6 protein-coding genes are annotated in these 14,337 nt (G+C 69.7%); 3 read left to right on the top strand and 3 right to left on the bottom strand.

Going from position 1 to position 14,337, the window contains the following annotated elements; all coding sequences use genetic code 11:
• The first annotated feature begins 25 nt into the window (after window positions 1-25).
• A complete protein-coding gene (locus tag AB0J66_RS29315) occupies window positions 26-1,228 on the top strand; it encodes a hypothetical protein (protein WP_364667221.1) in 1,203 nt (400 codons plus the stop codon).
• Between the two features lie 88 nt (window positions 1,229-1,316).
• Here the strand turns inward: AB0J66_RS29315 and AB0J66_RS29310 are convergent, their stop codons facing one another.
• Both AB0J66_RS29310 and AB0J66_RS29305 read right to left on the bottom strand, forming a co-directional pair.
• Window positions 1,317-1,817, bottom strand: a complete 501-nt coding sequence (locus AB0J66_RS29310) for an SUKH-4 family immunity protein (RefSeq protein WP_364667218.1) — start codon at window positions 1,815-1,817, stop codon at window positions 1,317-1,319.
• Window positions 1,818-1,841: 24 nt separating this feature from the next.
• Entirely contained in the window at window positions 1,842-11,243 is a 9,402-nt protein-coding gene (locus AB0J66_RS29305; RefSeq protein WP_364667216.1) for a LamG-like jellyroll fold domain-containing protein, read from the bottom strand.
• 163 nt (window positions 11,244-11,406) lie between these two features.
• Here AB0J66_RS29305 and AB0J66_RS29300 point away from each other — a divergent pair, with 163 nt between their 5' ends.
• On the top strand, window positions 11,407-12,360 hold the full coding sequence (locus AB0J66_RS29300) for a hypothetical protein (protein WP_364667213.1): 954 nt from the start codon (window positions 11,407-11,409) through the stop codon (window positions 12,358-12,360).
• On the opposite strand, the gene AB0J66_RS29295 is transcribed toward AB0J66_RS29300, so the two are convergent.
• On the bottom strand, window positions 12,361-12,870 hold the full coding sequence (locus AB0J66_RS29295) for a GNAT family N-acetyltransferase (protein WP_364667211.1): 510 nt from the start codon (window positions 12,868-12,870) through the stop codon (window positions 12,361-12,363).
• 125 nt (window positions 12,871-12,995) lie between these two features.
• Here AB0J66_RS29295 and AB0J66_RS29290 point away from each other — a divergent pair, with 125 nt between their 5' ends.
• Window positions 12,996-14,318: a ricin-type beta-trefoil lectin domain protein gene (locus tag AB0J66_RS29290; protein ID WP_364667208.1), complete on the top strand. Its 1,323-nt coding sequence runs from the start codon at window positions 12,996-12,998 to the stop codon at window positions 14,316-14,318.
• Window positions 14,319-14,337: the final 19 nt, after the last annotated feature.

Raw genomic sequence — 14,337 nt, 5'->3', positions numbered from 1 at the left:
GCCGCCGCTTCCTTAGCGTCAGGGCATGATCAGTAGAAGAGGGGTTCTGCTCGGGGCGGCGGGTGCGGCGGCGCTGGCCGGCTGCGGCCCGACCCGGGCCGTCTCCCGGCCGCCCGCCCCGCCCTCTCCCACGGCCGCACCCTCCTCTTCGTCGCCCCGGCCCCGACTCATCGGGGACGGCAGCACCAGCGACACCGGCCCGCAGCCGCACCAACCGGTCGCCCGGCCGCTCGGTCCGGGCGAGGAGCCGCCCCAGTTCGTCGTCTTCTCCTGGGACGGCTCGGGGCGGGCCGACCTGTTCACCCGCTTCCGGACGCTCGCCGACGAGCTGCACGGCAACATGACGTTCTTCCTGACCGGCCTCTACACCCTGCCGAAGTCGAAGCGCATGCTCTACCACCCGCCACGGCACCCGGTCGGCGCCTCCGCCATCGGCTGGTTCTCCGACAAATCCGTGCACGGCACGATCGGCCAGCTCGGCCCGGCCTGGCGGGCCGGCAACGAGATCGGCACCCACTTCAACGGCCACTTCTGCGGCCCCGGCGGCGTCTCACAATGGTCCCCGTCCGACTGGGACAGCGAGATCAGCCAGGCGGTGTCGTTCGTCCGGAACTGGCGCACCAACACCGGCTTCACCGACCTGTCCACCTTGCCGTTCGACTACGCGCGCGAGCTGATCGGCGGCCGCACCCCCTGCCTGGAGGGCCAGAAGAACCTGCTGAAGGCGTCCCGAATCCAGAAGTGGAAGTACGACAGCTCCGGCACCGGCACCCAGGTCTGGCCCCGCCAGTGGAAGAACGGCCTCTGGCAGATCCCCATGCAGAGCATCCCGTTCCCCGGCCACACCTTCGAGGTCATCTCGATGGACTACAACATCATGTTCAACCAGTCGGGCACCCCCCACGGCGACCCTTCACGCCACCAGGCCTGGAAGACCCAGGCCCGAGACGCCTACCTGGCCGGCTTCCGCCGCGCCTACCACGGCAACCGCGCCCCGCTGATCATCGGCAACCACTTCGAGTCCTGGAACCGAGGCATCTACATGGACGCCGTCACCGACGCCGCCCGAGCGATGGCCCAGCACCCCAACGTCCGCTTCGTCTCCTTCCGCCAGCTCATCACCTGGCTCGAAGCCCAGAACGCCGCTCTCCTCCGGCGCCTGCACACCCTCCCCGTCGGCCAAGCTCCACGGGGCGGCTGGGCCGATTATCTGACCAGCGCTGTCTGAGCCGACCGGTGACCTTGGACGGGCGTAGATCGATCCGCCGGTGAGGTAGACGGTGACGAGGGCGAAGATCCGAAGACGCCGGCTTCGATCACTCCGGGGCCAGAACGCCGTTCTCCACCTCCTCGAACACGATCGACCACCAAGACTCCTCGTCCTCGAAGGCTTCTTGGTCTGCGCGTCGAGCCCGGTCGATCGCGTCGGCGACCAGACCGTCGTATGTGGGGTCGTCCTCATAGACGCCGGATCCGATGAATTCATCCCAGGCGGCCAATACTCCCTGCAGGCCCGCGACGGACGAATTGATCCGGTCGACTCTCTGGCCACCGCCGTCGTAGCCACGAAGAATCCACACCGAACCGTCCGCGACTGATACCCAGTACGTGTTCAGGCCATCCTCATGCTGTCCAAGGAATGCTGCCACTCCGCAGGCCGGAAGTTCTCTGGTTCCCAGTTCGCGTCTGGGAACCCGGGAGAACATCTGATATGTGTCAGTTGGTAGACCACGGCCGCCCAGTGCCCTTACCGCGTTTGCCTCGACTCCGATCCGCCGTAGGAGGGGGACGCTGTACGGAAGCCATTCAGCGCTCATCTGTCTGTCCTCCCTTGGGCGGTTTTACTCGAACAGGCCGTTCCGGATTCCGTTGACTGCTCTTCGGAGACCATTAATGCCTTCTTTTCTACCTGCTCTGTCGGGCCCGTAACCGAAGCTGTATGTGACTGGCACGCCGGGAGCGTTGGCACCAAGCCAAGCGTTGCAGTTGTGGTAATCGGGTCCACAAGGCTCCAGTTCGGTGTAGATCTGCTTGACCGAGCTCATGCTCAGCCCTTGCGCCTCCAACGCATCCTTGGCCCGTCGCTCCGCATGGCGTCCCGCGCTCTGTACCGCCAGGTGCTGGAGCGTTCCGTCGGCATCCTCATACTGGTACACAGAGACATTGCGACCGTTATACCAGTTGTTGTCCGTGCGAGCTTGGATGGCGATCCGGCTCAAGTTGTCGTCGCCGTACCCGACCTGGGTGGCCCCACAGTTGTGCACCAGGACCGGTGTGTCGTCGGCGAGCACGTAGTACGTGTGGAGCTCGTCGACCGTGAGGTCGTGCATGTCCCGAACGGCGGTGAAGTTGCGCTTGTCGAGCACGGTCGAGCGGTTGTCGAAAGCGTGCAGTTCGGTTCCGGCGCGCAGCGAGCCGGCGTCGTCCCACGTCCCGGTGGTGGAGTTCCAGATCTCGTGGTGCTGAGTGGTGTGGATCAGCGCCGAGCGGTTGTTCTTCGTGCGGACCTTGAGGTCGGTCAGGGCGCGATCGTGGTTGACGTGGACCGCGGTGACCTTGCGGGTGCCGGTCAGGCCGCTGGCTGGGTCGGTGGTCCGGACCTGATCGCCGACCTTGATGTCCTTGATCGGCTTAGTGGCGCCGTTGGCCATCAGTACCCGAGTCTCGGGGGAGAAGCTGTTGCCCCGCCCGGCCGGGCAAGAACCGCTGGAACTTGACGTGTTCCGAGCGCTCCCGGGTGGCGGCGTACCGTCACCAGCGGAGGAGGCAGGCCGGGTGGAGCTCGCCCGTGCCGCGTCCAGGTCGCGGGGCGAGCCGCCCGGCCGGCTGCCTGACGTGATGCTCGGGGTGGTGCCGTCGCCCTTGGAGCCTCGGCGGAAGCTGCCGGGCATCAGGCCGTCGATGGCGGCGTTGACGAAGACGTCGCGGACGTTGACGGTGCCGGTGTTCAGGAACTGGGAGGCGGCGTCGCCGATGCCGGAGGAGACGGCGTCGCCGCCTCGCTCCGTGACCATGCGGCCGAAGACGTTGGAGGTGACGCGCGTCATCAGCGGGCCGCCGAAGCGGGAGAGGAACTGACCGCCGAAGCGGTTCGTCACGCCGGTGATGGCTCCGGTGCCCAGGGATTGGAACGCGTCGCCGTAGTTCTTGATGTCGCCCTGGGCGGCGTCCTTGGCCAGGTTGATGATCGCGGCGGTGCCGACGACGCACAGGGCGATGGCCGTTCCGCCGGAGAGCAGCGTGCAGGCCGAGCCGGCGACGATGGCGGTGGCGAACGCGGCTACCTCGAGGATGGTGTCGGCGTTCTTCTCGACCCATTTCTTGCCGTCGCGGACTGCTCCGACCGGGTCGGTGACCACCTTCGTCGTCGTGGTGACGATGGCCTTGCCCGCTTGCTTGGCCTTCTTCTCGATCTCTTTCTTGACGTTCTTGGCTTTGTCGTAGGTTTGCGCGAGGAATGTGGTGGCGGTCGACAGGGGCTGCGTGGCCTTCGACTGGTACGGTCCCACCCGTCCGGAGCCCTTGACCTGGTTGCGGAACGACGCGACCCAGTTCAGGGCTTTCGTAGCTGCCTTCTCGGCCTGCAGCTTGAGGATCTTGAGTGTGCCGATCGGGTCCGCGATGAAGCACCCCAGGCAGTGCCCCGTGGGATCGGTGGAAAGTAGCGGCGAGTTGTTCGCGTAGGCGAACCGGTTGGCCGACACAGGGCTACCCACCGGGCTGTTCGCCACCGAGTCGCGGGAGTCGAACTGGCCGGTGTCCGGGTTGTACCAGCGGGCCAGCATGTTGACGCGGCCGGTGCTGGTGTCGGTCCACTCCTGCTGGTAGCCGAGCGATCCGGTCATGCCGGTGCGGTTGAGGACCTTGCCGAGCGGGTCGTACGTGACCGAGCCGGTCAGCGTGGCGCCCGTGCTGGTGAACTGGGCGACCTGGTCGCTGTGCTGGTCGGTCCAGGAGTAGCGGGCGGCGCCGCCGCTGACCGTCCCGAACAGGTCGCCGGACGGGTCGCGGATGTAGGTGGAGACGCCGTCGGAGGCCAGGTCGTTGCCGAGTCCGGAGTAGCTGAAGCCGGCGCGTATCGCCCGGCCGAGCGCGTCGTAGCCGTACGTCTGGGTCTGGCCGTTGGGGGCCTGCTGACTGACGATCTGGCCGAAGGCGTCGGCGCTGGTGGCCACGGTGGAGCCGGCGCTGATCGTCCGGGCCAGTGTGCCGCGCGCGGTGTACTCGTACTGAGTCCCGTCGCTGGACGCCATCAGCTCGTCGCGCGCGTCATAGGTCAGCGTGCGATTGCCGATCTTGGTGCGGTTGCCGGCCAGGTCGTACTCGTAGGTCGTCTTGGTGACGCCGTTGTCCCACGAGGTGAGCTGGCCGGCCAGGTCGTACCGGTAGGCGTTGCGGGTGGTGCCGCCGAAACCGGTGCTGATCTTGTCGGTGAGGTCGCCGGCGACGTCGTACAGGTAGTCAATGGCGGCAATCTCGGCCCCGGCCGGGGTGTGCATCTGGTCGCGGGACAGGCGCCGGAAGGTGTCGTACTCGAAGGTCCGGGTGTTGCCGCCGGCGTAGCGGATGGCGGTGGGCTGCGACAGGTTGTTGTAACTGACGGAGGCGGACAGGGCCGCCGCTGGGTTGGTCACGGTGCCGAGGCGCCCGGCGCTGTCGTACGTGTAGTTGGTGGTGCCGGCGGCGTCGGCCCGCGAGACCGGTTTGCCGTCGGGGCTGTAGGTGAAGGTGGCGGCGCCGGACGGCCCGTTGGTGGAGCGCAGCCGACTTCGGTCGTCGTAGGTGAAGGTGTTGGTCCCGCCGGGGGCGGAGGCGGAGGTGAGCCGGCCGTCGGGGTCGTAGCCGAGGACCCGGTCGGCGGTGGCGGCCTCGGCGCCGGTGCCGGCCTGCCGGGTGAGGTGGCCCCGGTCGTCGTATTCGTAGCTGGTGGTGACGCTGCCGGGGGAGCGGTCGGCGACCACCTGGCCGGCTGCGTCGTAGATCCGGGTGAAGGTGCGGTCGGCCGGGTTGGGATAGCGGGTGGTCGACGGCTCGATCACCGATTCGGGCAGGTTCAGGCTGTTGTACGTGGTGAGGAACGCGTTACCCCGCCCATTGGTGAAGCGGGTCCGGTTCCCCAGCAGGTCGTAGCCGAAGCTGGTCTGGATGGCCTGGCTCGCCGACACCGGCTGCCGTTGGGAGGTGAGCCGGCCGGCCGCGTCGTAGGTGTAGGTCGTGCGGGTCTCGCGCTCGTCGATCGTCGCCGTGGTGCGGCCCGCGAGGTCGTACTCGGCGAACGTGCCGGCCAGGTAGTCGCCCTGAGGGTCGAGCTCCCAGGTCTCGACCGGCCGGCTCGCCTTGTCGAAGGCGGTGCCCAGCTCGGTGCCGTTGGGCAGGATGGTGACGTCCTGGCGGCCCAGGGCGTCGTAGTAGAGCTTCGTGACGCTGTTCGCGCCGTCGGTGGTGGAGACCACCTGACCGGTGGCGTTGAAGGTCCTCGAGGCGGTCACCCCGGCCGGGGAGCGCGTCGAAGCGGGCCACCCGCCCGGTGCGTACCCGTAGTTGGTCGTGTAGTTGGTGTTGTCCTGCCGGACCACCTCGGTGCTGGTGAGCATCCGGCCCAGGTAGTCGTAGGTGGCGGTGCTGACCGCGCCGCTCGCGGCGGTGCTGGAGATCGGGTCGCCGATCAGGTTGTAGGCGTGCCGGGTGACGGCGCCGCCGGGTTCGGTCTTCGCCGTCATCCGGCCGAGCTGGTCGTAGGCGTAGCTGATGGTGCGCTGCAGGGCGTCGGTGACGGTGCGCAGACGGCCCAGCTCGTCGTAGGTACGCGTCGTGCGGGGCACGACCGCGGTGCTGGCGCCGGGCGGTAGGTAGCTGTCGAGCCGGCTCTCGGTCAGCCGGTCGGCGGCGTCGTAGACGTGGGTGGTGCGATGCCCGGCCGGGTCGAGTTGCTCGACGGTGTTGCCGAAGGTGTTGTAGCCGGTGGTGGTGGTGGCTCGGCCGCGGGCCGGGGTGCTGCCGCCCGTCTCGTACGAGGTGGCCGGGGCGACGGCGACGGTGCGCCGGTCGGCTTCGTCGTACGTGTAGTCGGTGGTGTCGCCGTTGGGGTCGGTGGCGGCGCGGACGAAGCCGCCCTCGTCGACCCGGTAGGAGGTGCGCACGACCCGGGCGTCGCCGCCGGGACCGTTGCCGTCGCGGGTCGCGGTGACCTCGGAGGCGGTCAAGGCCTTCTGGTAGAGCTGGACGTCGTCGACTTGGCCCGGCCAGAAGTCGGTGACGGCGCCGTTCCACCGGCCCGCGCCGACGGTCATGCCGCCGGAGGAGGCGAACGGGTGGGCGGCGGAGTCGGTGTCCTGCAGGGTTCCGTTGACGTAGAACCGCATCGTCTGTGCGCCCGCGTCGTACACGCCGGCCAGATGGGTCCAGGCGCCGGTGGCCGGCGTCGAGGTGGAGGTGGAGGAGACAGAGCCGGGTGCGGCGCTGTCGTACTGGCTGGTGATGAACTGCCACCGGTTGGTGGGGGCGTCGTAGCGGAGCTGGAACGGGCTCTGCTTGACGCCGTCGGCGCTGACCGCCTGGGCGGTCTTGCCGGTCGCGCTCAGCTTGACCCAGGCCGCGACGGTGAAGCTGCGGCTGCTGTCGACCGGGGACGCCGAGCTGGTCAGCCGGCCATCGGTGCCGTTGAGCACGGCGGCGCCGCCGCGCTCGGTGGAGAAGGTGACGCCGGGGGAAGGGGTGAGAGCGCCGTTGCCGACGTCGTCGGCGGCCCGGCCGTCGGTGAGCTCGTCGAGCCGCCACCGGGCGGCCCGGTCGGCGCCGGCCAGCCACAGCGACTCGGAGATCTGGTTGCCGGCGGCGTCGTAGGCGTAGGCCAGCCGCTCCTCGACGGCGCCGGTGCCGACCCGCCGGTTGGTGGCCAGCAGGGTGTCGTCGTCGCTGTACTCGTTCTGCGTGACACGGTTGACCCCGCCCGGGTCCAGCGTGGACGAGGTGTTGCGCCCGGCGGCGTCGACGGCGTAATTGGTGAGCGTGACGCCGTTGTTGGTCTTCCGGGAGACCAGGTTCCCGGCCGCGTCGTACTCGTTGTCCTCCTGGACGAACGACGCCCCGGTGGCCGGGTCGCGGCGGGTAATCGTGGCGGTCAGCCCGTTGTCGGTGTACGTGTACGCCGTCACCCAGTTCATCGCGTCGATGTCCGACGCGAGCCGGCCGGCCGGGTCATAGGTCTTCGTGTTGACCGTCAGGTCCCGGGCCGGCGACGGGTTGTTCGGGTCGCCGGTCCAGACGGCCATGGTGGTGCTGGTCAGGTGCCCGTTGAGGTCGTAGCCGTTGCGGGTCACACCACCGTCCGGTGCGGTCTCGGTGGCGATGTTGCCGAGAAGGTCGTACGTGTAGTGGCTCTCCTGGCCGGACGCGTCGGTCACGGTGGATTGCTGGCCGTGCTCGTTGTAGGCGTAGAAGACCGTGCGAGGCGCGTCGCCACCGGTGGTGTCCTGGACGTGCTGCTCGACCAGGAAGCCGTCGGAGTCGTAGGCCATCGAGGTCGACGCCGTGTGCTTCACCCCGGTGACCTTGTTGGTGACCGGCGGATCGACCTGCCAGATCATGCGGCTCAGCTCGTCGTAGCCGAAGCTGGTGACCAGCCCGTTCGGGAAGCTCGACGTCTTCTCCGTCTGGTCGGTGACGCGCCCGGCCAGGTCATAGACGTAAGAGGTCACCTTGCCGGTGGGCTCGGTCACCGAGGCCACGTCGCCGTTGCGGTAGTACGCGACGCTGCGCCGCGCGCCGCCCGGGGTGGTGACCGCGGTCGGCAGCCCGGCCGGGACCAGGCCACCGCCGACGGCGGTCCCGGTGCCGTCGGAGTATGTGGTCCTGGTGACCCGGCCGAGCGGGTCGGTGACCGCCGTCCGGTTGCCCTTGGCGTCGTACGTCATCGTGGTCAGGTAGCGGTTGTCGGTGGCCGAGGAGGACCGGCCGTCGCGCAGGGTCAGCATGACGTCGTTGCGCGGGTCCGGGGTGAGCGTGGTCGACGTGGCGTCCGGGTAGTAGGTGAAGTAGACCGTGGAGCATTTCCCGGCGGCCTTGTTCTGGCAGGTGGAGGACGACACCACGTTGCCCCGGACGTCGTGTTCCTCGGTGGTGACGTGGCCGTTGGGGTCGGTCGTGGTGCGCAGGAAACCGCCGGTGTCGTAGCCGAACCTGGTGGTCTTGTTGAGCGCGTCGGTCGAGGAGACCTTGCGGTTCTCGGGCAGCTCGTAGACGTCGGTCAGCCACTTGCCGTTGGGGTCGACCGTGATGACCTTCTTGACCGGCTCGCCGGCCGAGTTGGCGCGGGCGGCGAACTGGGCGGCGGCCTGCCCGGCCGACAGCTCCGACTTGTAGTAGGCGAACTCGGCCAGGTAGCCCGGGAAGAAGCCGTTGGTGCTGTCCGTGGCCGCCGACGGCCAGTTCAGGGTGGTGCCGGCGCCGACGTACGGGTTCCAGGCGTCGCTCGTCTCGACGGTCCGGTTCACCGTGCCGGCCGGGTTGCCGTCGAGGTACATCGTGGTGCTGCCGGTCCCGGCGGCCAGCGCGACGTGGTGCCACTGGCCGTCGTTGACGGTGCCGCCGGTGGTGATCGGGGTGGCGCCGTCGCAGTAGCAGAACTGGCCGCGCAGCTTGCCGTCACGCCCGACGTAGAGGGCGGGCACCCACTCGTCGGTGTCCTCGTCGGGGTCGTTCCAGATCTCGTGCGACTGGAACGAGTAGAGGACGCCACCGGTGTTCGCGCCCGCGTTCATCTTGAACCACAGGCTGATCGAGACGGGGCCGGACTGCGGCACGTTGCCGTCGCCGAGCGCGACGTACGAGGCCTCGCCGTCGAACTGGGCGACCGGGTCGCCCACCGGCCCGCCGCTGTTGCCCAGGCCGACGTCGCTGTAGTGGGCGCCGTCGCCGCCGATGACCTGGTTGACCGGCCGCCAGGTGCCCGACTCGGCGAACCGCCAGTAGTCGGTGGGCCGGGCGTTGAGCACGCTGGCCTGATAGACCTGGCTGGAGCCGGAGACGGTGGGCTTGCCCATCTTCCACACGCCGCCGTTGGTGTCGGTCACGGTGTCGACCGTGCCGTCGACCCGGTCGTACGAGATGCGTGTGGTGGCGTGGCCCGACGGGCGCAGGATGCTGATGACCGGGTGCGAGTTGGTGGTGCCGGCGCGGTGCATGGTGGCGATCTCGTCGGCGGTCAGCGGCCGGTCGAACCGGGCCGCCTCGGCCAGCCAGCCCTTGAAGAAACTCGGTGTGGCCGTCGTCGCCGCCTGGTCCGGCCACCCGCCGCCGCCGAAGCCGGCCCCCAGGTAGCGCCGGCTGCTGCCGGTCAGCCCGGCGATGCTCACGGCCGCGGTCTTGGTGCCGGCCTCGGCCCCGTCGAGGTAGAGCCACTGCTTGCTCGCCCCGGCGACCAGCACGGCGTGGTGCCAGTTGCCGTCGTTGACCGCGCCGGTGGTGGCGATGGTCGTCTTCGTGCCGGTCCACAAGCTGCCGTGCAGCTTCCCGCTGTCGCCGATGTAGAGGGCCGGCGTGTAGTGGCTGCTCGTGGTGGCCTTGGTGATCGGATCGGCCGAGTAGCCGAACAAGACGCCACGGTCACCCGGGTTCGCTTTGAACCACAGGGCGATTGACTGTACGCCCGTAGCGGCGTCCAGCTTCGCCGGCAACTCCACGCGCGACGACGTCCCGTTGAAGCCGGCCGAGGTGGCGGTGGCGCCGGCCAGCGGCCCCGGCTGCCCGAGCGTGACGTCGGTGTAGCCGGCGTTGTCGACGCCCTGGTTGGCCACGACCGCGCTGGCCGCCGTGGGGCCGGACGTCTCGGTCAGCCGCCAGTACGACTGCGGGCCCGCGTTGGCCACGATGGACGGATGCTGCGAGGCCGAGGTGTGCTCGTAGACCGTGCACTTGCCGTCGTTGCCGGGCGGGCAGACCTTGCTCAGCTCGTCGTCCGGCCCGTAGTGGTATTCGTGGGTGAAGCTGGTCTCCGGGTCGTCCGGGTCGAGCCGCTCGGTGCTGACGTAGAGCACGTGCCAGCGGCCGGAGCCGGTCTGCCGCCAGTCGATCCACAGCCGGCGGCCGGAAGCCGCGGTCACCGACTCGGCCCGCCCGTTGGCGTACTGGAAGGTCAGGGCCCGGTTCTGGACGTCCGTGATGGCGGTGACCCGGTACTGCCCGGCGCCGGCGGACAGGGTGAACGTGTACGCCGTGCCGTCCTTGTCGACCAGCTTGTAGCCGCCGCTGATCGCGGTGAACGTGGCGAACCGGCCGGCCGGCGCGACGTACGCCCCGTCCGGGTTGCGGCCGAAGCCGACCTCCTGCCCGTTCGGGTAGGTCACCACCACGCCCTGCAGGGTTCCGGCCCGGTCGCGGGCCTCGGTGGCCTTCGCGTCGAGCAAGCTGGACCATCCCGCGCCGAAGGCGGTGTCACGGCGTACGTCCAGGGTGGTGTAGAAGCGCTCCAGCGCGAGAGCCGGACCGACCGTGGGCACCGTCCGGTCGGTGACCGTGGTCGTGTAGTTGCGGGTGTCGGGGTCGAAGCCGCGGCCGCCGTTCTGCGACAGGCCGGTGGTGATCAGCGACTGCGGGAAGCGCGGCAGCAGGCTGTTGAGCTGCTGGGAGGTGCTGGTGGCGGCGCCGTCGGTGGCGGTCACCGTCCAGGCGTACGTCTTGCCCCAGCGCAGCACGCCGGCCGGCACCGTCCAGCCACGGGCGGTGATGGACCCCGACTGGGCGACGACGGCCGCGTTGGCGTCGTAGACGGTGAACGAGTATCGGAGGGCGGACGGGCTGCCGTCCGGGTCGCTGCCGGCGGCCAGCAACTCCGGCGTCAGCGTCGGCACGGGGGCGCCGCTCGCCGGAGACTGCGCGTCGATCTGCGGGGCGACGTTGGCCGCGGCGAGGCTGCGCGCTCCGGCCACGGTCTTCTTGACCGTGCGTTTCTCGGGCAGGTCGGGCGGCAGCGCCCCGATGCCCTGGCCCGGCGCCCGCCCGGCGCCGCCGCCGGCCCGGGTCGCGTCGGACGAGGCCGGATCGGCCCGCAGCGGACCGCCGTCCCGTTGCTGGGGAACAGGTTTGCTCGCCACCGGTTGCGGGGATCTCAGGTGGGCGCCCAGCGACGACAGCATCGCGAGCAGAGACGGTCCGCGTTCGAGCTCGGCCGCCAGCTGCAGCGGCACGGCCCCGCCGACGGCGAGCGACATCGAGAACAGCAAGCTCAGTGTTCGGCGTCCGCGCACGGTCCGTCCCATCGGTCGAAGGCGTCACCGCACGGCTGGTACGGATCGTGCACAGTGGACCAATGTGGGTTGCCGTCCGGCTACTGCCGAAGGTCGTCCGTACTGTTCCGGACAGTGCGGGACGGGCCGGACGTCACCTTATGGATCGATTAAGGTGCATGTCGTGATCAGCTCCGCCGAAGACTTCGTGGCCGAACTGCGCCACCTGCGCACGCAAGCCGGCGACCCGTCGTTCCGGCAGCTGAGCCGGATCGCCCGCAACGAGGGCCGGGCCGACCCGCTGCCGCCCAGCACGACCTCCGACGTGCTCGCCGGCAAGCGGCTTCCCCGCCTGCCCAGGCTCGAGTTCGTTGAGTCGTACGTGGCGGCGTGCCTCAGCTTCCACGGCCGGGACGAGCCGTCGATCGCCGCCGAGGTGGCCCGCTGGCGCGAGAGGTGGCGGGCGTTGGCGACGCCGGAGAAGGACGGGGCGCCACTGCCCGAACCGGCGGACCGGCCGGCGCCTCGCCGCCCGCTGATCCTCGTCGCCGGGGTCTTCCTGGCCGGTCTCGGCGTCGGCATCGCCGGCACGGTGGGGTGGACGGGCCGGCACACCTCGCCGGCCGGCGCGGCGGAGGGGCAACCCGGCGCCGAGGTCCCCGACGTGTGCGTGTCCCCGGGGACGGCGGTGCCGGACGGGCAGGACGTCCTCCGCCTGCCCGCCGCAGGGAAGAAGTCCGGCTCCTGGTGGGTCAACGACAACACGGCGGCCACGCTCAGCACCGACGGCCGCCGCTTCCGGGCCGACGTCGCCGCGGGCACCGCCCGCCCGGGCGATGTCCTGATCGTGAAGAGCGACGTCGCCCTGGTCCAGGGCCGCTCCTACGTCCTGGCCTTCGCCGCCGCGGCCGACCACGCCACCACGATCCGGGTCCGGGTCCAGGACAGCCGGCCGCCGTCCTACCACCCCTCCTACGACCGCGAGGTCTCCGTCGACCGGGAGACCTGCCTGCACCACTACCGCTTCGTCGCCACCAAGACCAGCGACCACTCCGAGCTGACGTTCCAGGTCGGCGGGCGGTCCGAGGGCTTCCAGCTGCAGGTCGCCGACGCCGCCCTGGTCGCGGCGCCGGCCTGATCAGGGGGCCACTTCCCGGGAGAGGCCATACCGGACCTCTCGGTCGGACTCCGCGATCAGGTGCATGCCGAGGCGCCGCATCAGGGCCCGGGACGGCAAGTTGGCCACGTCGGCGGTCGCCGTCACCTCGCGCAGGTGGAACGTCACGAAGGCGTACGGCAGGAAGAGCTCCATCGCCTCGCGCGCGTAGCCCTGGCCGTGGAAGCCGGGGTGGAACTGGAACCCGACGTCGGCGATCTCCTCCGGCCGTGACGGCAGCCAGACCCCGACGTCGCCGATCATCCGCCCCTCGGCGCGGTGCTCCACGGCATATCCGTGCCAGTCGTCCAGCACGCCGTCATCCAGCGTGGCCTGCACGGTCAGGTAGGCGGCGGCCCGCGCCGGGTCCATCGGCTCACCCGGCAGGAACCGCCGGACCACCGGATCACCCTGGTAGGCCATGAAGTCCGCCAGGTCGTCCCCACTCATTCGGCGAACGATCAGCCTTGGCCCCGAAAGAATCGTCGTCACACGGCACACCGTACGGGCCGGTAATAATTTTCTTGCCCGGACGGGCAAAGCTAAAAAAATTCATTGACGGGTGTCGACCTGACCGTGATGCTGGGAACCTCCTCGCCCCCAAGGAGTCCTGATCGATGAAACGTGCCCTGCTCGGCGTGACCGCTCTCCTCGCGGCCGCCGCCCTCTCCGCCGCCGGTGTCGCCGCGGCTCAGCCCTCGATGGCCGCCGTGAATTGCGGCGTGCTCTTCGACGACTTCTCGTACAGCTCGTCCTCCGATCCCGCCCTGAACCAGCGCGGCTGGAGCGTGCGCACCAACGCGGGCGGCCCGGGCGTGCCCGGCGCCACCTGGTCAGCCGGCAACGTCTCCTTCCCGGTGGTCGACGGCCAGAAGGTGGCCCGGTTGCAGGCCACCACGAACGGCACCGCCGCCGGCACCACGCACGCCGAGATGTCGCTGCCGGACCGGCGCTTCCTCGAGGGCACCTACTACGCCCGGATCAAGTTCGCCGACACGCCGGCCTCCGGGCCCGACGGCGACATCGTGAACCAGACCTTCTACACGATCTCGCCGCTGCGGTACGCGTTCGACCCCATCTACAGCGAGCTCGACTTCTCCGAGTACCTGCCGAACGGCGGCTGGGGCGAGAGCGGGCCGACGAACTTCCAGACCAGCTGGTACACCTACCAGGCCGACCCGTGGGTGGCCGACCGGCAGTACAGCAAGCAGAACCGCAGCATCGCCGGCTGGCGCGACGTGATGGCCACCGTCGGTGGCGGGCAGATCCGCTACTACATCGACGGGCAGCTCGTCGGCACCCACGGCGACAAGTTCTACCCCCGGCAGAACATGTCCATCGACTTCAACCAGTGGTTCATCGATCTCACCGGGCACACCGCCGGCGGCACCAGCGTCTGGCAGGAGAACGTCGACTACGTGTTCCACGCCAAGAAGCAGGTGCTGACCCCGGCCGAGGCCACGGCCCGGGTCAACGCCTTCCGGGCGGCCGGCACCACCCACACCGACACCGTGACCGCCGACAACACCTGCACCCCCGGCGGTACGCCCGAGGCGACCACCAGCCGCATCGTCAGCAACTGGAACAACAAGTGCGTCGACGTGCCGAACTGGAACTTCGCCGACCGCCAGCGCGTGCACGTGTGGGACTGCACCGACGGCACCAACCAGAAATGGCAGTTCGTCGACGGCACCCTGCGCACCGAGAACGGCAAGTGCCTGGACGTCGACGGCGGCGCCACCACCGACGGCGCCGCCCTCCAGATCTACACCTGCAACGGCACCGCGGCCCAGCAGTTCGTCCTGACCGCCGCCGGCGACCTGGTCAACCCCCAGGCCAACAAGTGCGTCGACATCGCCGAGTGGAAACCCGACAACGGCGCCCTCCTGCACCTGTGGACCTGCGTCGGCGGCGCCAACCAGAAGTGGCGCCGCGCCTGACGCCAGGCCGCGCGGGGAG

Source organism: Actinoplanes sp. NPDC049598 (genome assembly GCF_040675435.1).
Lineage (GTDB): Bacteria > Actinomycetota > Actinomycetes > Mycobacteriales > Micromonosporaceae > Actinoplanes.
This window is presented reverse-complemented; position numbering and strand designations above follow the sequence as displayed.

What these genes read in the sequence shown, in the direction of transcription:
- AB0J66_RS29310 (WP_364667218.1), bottom strand. Translation starts at nt 1,817, where the DNA reads ATGAGCGCTGAATGGCTTCCGTACAGCGTCCCCCTCCTACGGCGGATC.
- AB0J66_RS29315 (WP_364667221.1), top strand. Translation starts at nt 26, where the DNA reads ATGATCAGTAGAAGAGGGGTTCTGCTCGGGGCGGCGGGTGCGGCGGCG.
- AB0J66_RS29290 (WP_364667208.1), top strand. Translation starts at nt 12,996, where the DNA reads ATGAAACGTGCCCTGCTCGGCGTGACCGCTCTCCTCGCGGCCGCCGCC.